This is a genomic window from Mesorhizobium sp. M7A.F.Ca.CA.001.10.2.1 (assembly GCF_003998575.1).
Taxonomy (GTDB): Bacteria; Pseudomonadota; Alphaproteobacteria; order Rhizobiales; family Rhizobiaceae; genus Mesorhizobium.
Map to the genome: position 1 here is coordinate 1 of NZ_RZQY01000465.1, position 4,796 is coordinate 4,796.

Genomic DNA, 4,796 nt, shown 5'->3' on the forward strand with positions numbered 1-4,796 from the left:
TCGGCGCCGACCATGTCATCAACTACCGCGACGACCGTTTCGAGGGCGTCGTGCGCAAGCTGACCAAGAAGAAGGGCGTCGATGTCGTCTTCGAACATGTCGGCGCCGACACTTTTGCCGCCTCGATGCTGTGCCTGAAGCGCGGCGGCCGCCTGGTGACCTGCGGTTCGACTTCCGGCGTGTCGACGCAGATCAATCTGATGCAGCTGTTCCAGCAGCAATTGAAACTGCTTGGCTCGTTTGGCTGCCGCATGGAAAACATGGCCAACGCCATGCAGAAAATGGCGGCGGGACAGGTCGCACCCGTCATCGACACCGAAGTCGGCTTCGACGGTATCGACGCCGCGCTGAAGCGCATGGAAGGCCGCGACGTTTTCGGCAAGATCATCCTGCGCGTCGGCTAGAGCCTTGACCTCTGTGTTCAAGAAGTTCCGCCGGGATCTAAAATTTCGCTACGGCAGGCAACTGCGCCAGCTCAATTACTGGCTGGTGGCGCGCGCCGCAATGATGATCATCTCGGTCCTGCGCCTGCTGCCGGCCGACAGTGCGTTGAATTTCGCCGACCGCGCCGCACGCATGGTCGGCCCCCGGGTGGGACGCCATCAGGTCGCCGTCGACAATCTGCGCAAGGCCTATCCGGAAAAGGGCGAAGCCGAGATCCAGGCGATCGCCTCAGACATGTGGGGCAACATGGCCCGTCTTGCCGCGGAATACATCTTTCTCGACGCCCTCTTCGACTATGACCCTACAGCGATCAAGCCCGGCCGCATCGAGGTCAAAGGAGCGGACCACTTCCTCGAAATCGCCAGCGAAGTGAAGCCGCACATCGTCTTTACCGGCCATCTCGGCAATTTCGAACTTCTGCCGGTGGCGGCGGCGACCTTCGGCATGAACATCACGGCGCTGTTTCGCCCACCCAACAATCCTTATCTTGCCGACTACATCCTCTCGACGCGCCGCTCGACCATGGGCTCGTTGCTGCCATCGATGGCCGGTGCCTCATTCGCCTTGGCCGGGGTCCTGGAGAACGGCGGCAACATCGGCATCCTTGTCGACCAGAAATTCTCCAGCGGACTGGAGACGACATTCTTCGGCCGTCCGTGCCAGAGCAATCGGGTGCTGGCCACCCTTGCCCGTCACTATGACTGCGACGTCTATCCGGCTCGCTGCATCAGGCTGCCAGGCAACCGCTTCCGGCTCGAAATCGAGGACAAGCTGACATTGCCGCGCACGGCTGACGGCAGCGTCGATGTCCACGCCACCACCCAGCGTCTCAACGATGTCGTCGAACGCTGGGTGCGAGAAGATCCCGGCCAGTGGATGTGGTTCCACAAAAGGTGGGAGATCAGCGGCGGGCGTCGAAAGCGGCCCTCGCAGGCAAAAGCGGTCCCGAACGCTTAAACGGAACTGCTGGCGAGGGTATTAGCCCTGCGCCAGCCGACAACAGCGAACCTGAATCTCTTCAGTTGGTGACGACAATGCGCGTATTGCCGAAACCGGCTTGCCGAACCATCGCATAGAAGGCGGCGGCATTGGTCGGGTGCAAGCGCACACAGCCATGCGATGCCGGGCGCCCGAGCTGCCTCACCGCGCCGGTGCCGTGAATGGCATAGCCGCCGCGGAAGAACACCGAATGAGGCATTGGCGACATGTCGTATTTGCGCGAATACCACATCCGCGCCGTCCGTTGCGGCCGATAGCTGCCGCGCGGCGTAATGTAACCTTTGCGCGCGGTGGAGACGCTCCACCGGTAAACCGACGCGCCATATCTGACGGTCATCGTCTGCGAAGACACGTCAATATTTGCAACGAGGCTGGCTGCCCAGCCCTGCCCCGAAGCACCGAACAGCATCGCAACAAACACGGCTGCCATGAGAACTGTCTTTTTCATGCGATCAAACCCCTTTGATTGCCCCTAACCTGCCTGCCCTCAAATTGTCTCTCATCTTTTTAATGGCAGATGAACGGGCTAACACACACACCTTGACCAATTCGCCAATCCAAAGCAGCGAATTTGAACGATTTCCCGCAATAGTTGCCGCAACGACACGCCGCACAGGCTCGATCACCAACGGGCTTGCAAAACCGCCGAGATCGCTGCTCAACTCTGGGCATGAACGAGCGACTCCTCCGGGCAATCGATGACAGGCGCGACGATGTCGTCGCGCTGACCACTGAGCTGATCCGTTTTCCGACCATCAATCCACCCGGCGAGGCCTATCGGCCATGCGCCGAATATCTCGGCGCGCGGCTGAAGAAGAGTGGTTTCGAGACCGAATTCATCCGCGCCGAAGGCACGCCCGGCGACACCGACCGCTACCCGCGCGTCAATGTCGTTGCCCGTTTCGACGGAAGATCGTCAGGCGCCTGCGTCCACTTCAACTCGCACATCGACGTGGTCGAAGCCGGCGACGGCTGGACCGTCGATCCTTTTGCCGGCATCGTCAAAGACGGCAAGGTCTATGGTCGCGGCGCCTGCGACATGAAGGGCGGACTGGCCGCCTCGATCATCGCAGCCGAAGCCTTCCTGGAAGTCTTCCCCGACTTTCCCGGCGCCATCGAAATATCCGGCACCGTCGACGAGGAGTCCGGCGGCTTCGGCGGCGTCGCCCATCTGGCCAGACTAGGCTATTTCTCAAAACCCAGGGTCGACCACGTCATCATTCCCGAGCCGCTCAACAAGGATCGCATCTGCCTCGGGCATCGCGGCGTCTGGTGGGCGGAGATCGAGACCAAGGGCGAGATCGCGCACGGCTCGATGCCGTTTCTCGGCGACAATGCGGTGCGCCACATGGGCGCCGTGCTGAGGGCTTTCGAGGACGAGCTGTTCCCTGCGCTTGACCGTAAGATGACGCGCATGCCGGTCGTGCCCGAAGGGGCAAAACGCTCGACCATGAACATCAATTCGATCCATGGCGGCCAGACCGAGGACTTCCGGCCCGGCCTGCCGTCGCCCAACGTGCCCGACTCCTGCCGGCTGACCATCGACCGTCGTTTCCTGCTGGAGGAAGATCTCGACACCGTCAAAGGCGAAGTGACCGGTATTCTCGACCGGCTAAAGCGCGAGCGGACAAAATTCGACTACGAAATCCGCGACCTGATGGAAGTGCTGCCGCTGATGACCGAGCGCGACGCCCCGGTGGTCAAGGCGGTTGCGCAAGGCATCATGGCGATCTTCGACCGCGAACCCGGCTATGTCATTTCGCCCGGCACCTACGACCAGAAGCACATTGCGCGCATCGGCCATATCTATGATTGCATCGCCTATGGGCCGGGCATTCTCGACCTCGCCCACCGGCCGGACGAATGGGTCGGGATAGCGGACATGGTAGAATCGGCCAAGGTGATGGCGATAGGGCTCAACGTGCTGCTGCGCGGCACAGCCGCGGGGTAAGGCGCACCGCGACAAGCTTCGACCTGCCGATGCAGTGGCCAGGACAAAACATTCCCGGCCACGCCAACGGGCAGAACGAAACGCAATTTACTCCGCGGCGAAATCACGCTTCTATCGCCCGGGTTCGAGCACGTGTCTGAAACGCATGGGGAGTCGCACGATGAAACTGTGGAAAACCATCCTGGCGGCCGCGGTGCTGTCGCTGGCCGCCGGCGCTTCCGCGTTTGCCGCGCGGACCGACCTGGTCATCGGCATTCCGCTCGAACCCCCGCATCTCGATCCGACCGCAGGTGCCGCCGCGGCAATCGACGAGGTTCTATATGCCAATGTGTTCGAGGGCCTGACACGCATCGGGCCCACTGGCGAGGTGCTGCCGGATCTGGCCGAAAGCTGGACCATTTCCGATGATGGAAAGGTCTACACCTTCAAGCTGCACACCGGCGTGAAATTCCATGACGGCACCGACTTCGATGCCGGCGACGTGAAATTCTCGCTCGATCGAGCCCGCGCCGAAAATTCGGTCAACGCGCAAAAGGGCCTATTCGCGGCCATCGATACGATAGACGTCGTCGATCCGGCGACCGTCAAAGTGACGCTGAAGAACCCGCAGGGATCCTTCCTCTACAATATGGGCTGGGGTGACGCGGTGATCGTGGCGCCGGAATCGGCAGAGACCAACAAGGAGAAACCGATCGGCACCGGCCCGTTCAAGTTCCAGAGCTGGGCCAAGGGATCGTCGATCACGCTGGTCAAATCGGACAATTACTGGGGCACACCGGCGTCCCTCGACAAGGCCGAATTCCGCATCGTGCCCGATGCCGCGGCCTATGTGCCGGCCCTGCTTTCCGGCGACATCCAGGCTTTCCCGTTCTTCGATGCCGACAGCCTCGCGCAGATCAAGGACGATCCGCGCTTCAAGGTGGTGATCGGCTCGACCGAGGGTGAGACCATCCTGTCGATCAACAACAAGAAGCCTCCTTTCGACAAGTTGCAGGTGAGGCAGGCGATCTCCTGCGCGCTCGATCGCAAGGCGATCATCGACGGCGCCTCGGCCGGCCTCGGCCAGCCGATCGGCTCGCACATGTCGCCGGCCAGCAAGGATTATGTCGACCTCACCGGCCGCTACCAGCATGATGTCGCCAAGGCCAAGGAATTGCTGAAAGAGGCAGGCCTCGAAAACGGCTTCAAGGCGACGCTGAAACTGCCGCCGCCCGCCTATGCCCGCCTCGGTGGCGAAATCATAGCCTCACAACTTCGCGACGTCGGCATCGATCTGGAGATCATCCCGGTCGAATGGGCGCAGTGGCTGGATCAGGTGTTCACCAAGAAGGATTACGACCTGACCATCGTCTCCCACACCGAGCCCAACGACATCGATATCTATTCGCGCAAGGACTATTAC

The 4,796-nt window shown here is 61.3% G+C and carries 5 protein-coding genes; 4 read left to right on the plus strand and 1 reads right to left on the minus strand.

The window, feature by feature from the left end; all coding sequences use genetic code 11:
- Together EN964_RS24850 and EN964_RS24855 are read left to right on the plus strand one after the other, a co-directional pair.
- On the plus strand, positions 1–404 hold a 404-nt coding region (locus EN964_RS24850), incomplete at its 5' end, for a zinc-binding dehydrogenase (RefSeq protein ID WP_164775974.1).
- A gap of 13 nt (positions 405–417) precedes the next feature.
- The gene (locus EN964_RS24855) at positions 418–1,401 is read left to right on the plus strand and encodes a lipid A biosynthesis lauroyl acyltransferase (RefSeq protein ID WP_164748868.1); all 984 of its coding nucleotides are present in this window, start codon (positions 418–420) and stop codon (positions 1,399–1,401) included.
- A 61-nt stretch (positions 1,402–1,462) separates the two neighbouring features.
- Here EN964_RS24855 and EN964_RS24860 read toward each other — a convergent pair whose 3' ends face one another.
- Positions 1,463–1,891, minus strand: coding sequence for a L,D-transpeptidase (locus EN964_RS24860; protein WP_023812266.1), 429 nt, complete (start codon positions 1,889–1,891; stop codon positions 1,463–1,465).
- Positions 1,892–2,113: 222 nt separating this feature from the next.
- Between EN964_RS24860 and EN964_RS24865 the strand changes: the two genes are divergently transcribed.
- Together EN964_RS24865 and EN964_RS24870 are read left to right on the plus strand one after the other, a co-directional pair.
- A complete protein-coding gene (locus tag EN964_RS24865) occupies positions 2,114–3,394 on the plus strand; it encodes an acetylornithine deacetylase/succinyl-diaminopimelate desuccinylase family protein (protein WP_127269347.1) in 1,281 nt (426 codons plus the stop codon).
- Positions 3,395–3,554: 160 nt separating this feature from the next.
- A partial coding sequence (locus tag EN964_RS24870) for an ABC transporter substrate-binding protein (RefSeq protein ID WP_164775975.1) occupies positions 3,555–4,796 on the plus strand: 1,242 nt, incomplete at its 3' end.